Consider the following 1,098-nt stretch of genomic DNA (forward strand, 5'->3'; position numbering starts at 1 on the left):
TGCCAATCATTCCGATTGCAAATTTTGCGTGCGTAGTCTAATAAATCCTCAACTACGTCGATACCTAAGTAGCGAATGCCAGGAATACCCGCCAAGGGAGCAGCTAAACGCCCACTTCCACACCCGACATCAATCACCATTTGACCGGGTTTGAGTCCCTGTTGTCTAAGTAAACCTAGTTCCAGTTGACCTACAGCTAGAAAGTTTCCACCAATGGCTTGCTCATATGCTTTGTCACTAGCCAAAACATTCTTGAGTCTTTGGAGATGTTTAGTATATGTGTCACTATATATATTATATTCAGTCATGAGTAATTTAATCGAGTGTTAGGGGTACAATGGGATTTAGTCCCGACCCTAGTGGCGGCGAAAAGTCTAGGGTTGTGTGGGGAGCTAGAGGCGATCGCTTTTCCTCTGTTGCACCCGGACGATTTACGGGTTGACGATTGGCGACTCCCCGACACAATGACCCCCATAGATTTCGGCTTACCCAGGGTAATCAGATCAACTTTCCGGCATATATATATTAAGCTAATCGGGGAGCGAAAACAAGCCCTATAGGTTTTGGTTGACTTGTAGGGGTTTTCTGAGGATAGCTACCGATTGTCCCAAGTTACCGAGGTCTGTTTGCGATCGGCCATCATCCCAAATAATGGTTTGCAACAAAGGGATATGGGGTTTATCCCCATCATAGATAGCATCAACTGTCAGTCCCAGATGTTGAGTCCAGGCGTGAATTGCATCGCGATCTATGAATTGGTCAATATGTTTGTGGGGGTCTGGATTGTTAAGCATTCCCTGGAAGACATACCAGTGTGATGAGATTCTAAACTCCAGAAAACTAATGATAATAAATCCTCCTGGTTTAAGGACTCGACTAGCTTCGGCTAAATATTTATAGCTATCCTCATGTCTTAAATGGGTAAGCACGGAAAAAAACACCACAAAGTCAGCCACTTGATCTGATGCTGGAATACTCAGACTATTCACCTTCACAAACTGCCAATCATTCCGATTGCAAATTTTGCGTGCGTAGTCTAATAAATCCTCAACTACGTCGATACCTAAGTAGCGAATGCCAGGAATACCCGCCAAGGGA

General features: G+C 44.4%; 3 protein-coding genes. 1 reads left to right on the forward strand and 2 read right to left on the reverse strand.

From position 1 onward, the window contains the following. Nucleotides 1-308, reverse strand: a 308-nt coding sequence (locus B9T16_RS28830) for a class I SAM-dependent methyltransferase (RefSeq protein ID WP_410246408.1), incomplete at its 3' end; no start/stop codon positions are given. A gap of 15 nt (nucleotides 309-323) precedes the next feature. On the opposite strand from B9T16_RS28830, the gene B9T16_RS28835 reads away from it, so the two are divergent. Next, on the forward strand, nucleotides 324-560 hold the full coding sequence (locus tag B9T16_RS28835; protein WP_006618532.1) for a hypothetical protein: 237 nt from the start codon (nucleotides 324-326) through the stop codon (nucleotides 558-560). On the opposite strand, the gene B9T16_RS28840 is transcribed toward B9T16_RS28835, so the two are convergent. Then, on the reverse strand, nucleotides 555-1,098 hold a 544-nt coding region (locus B9T16_RS28840; RefSeq protein ID WP_410246409.1), incomplete at its 5' end, for a class I SAM-dependent methyltransferase. The two genes, B9T16_RS28835 and B9T16_RS28840, sit on opposite strands and share 6 nt — an antisense overlap.

Origin of the sequence: Arthrospira sp. PCC 8006 (assembly GCF_046480465.1) — a bacterium.
GTDB lineage: Bacteria > Cyanobacteriota > Cyanobacteriia > Cyanobacteriales > Microcoleaceae > Limnospira > Limnospira platensis.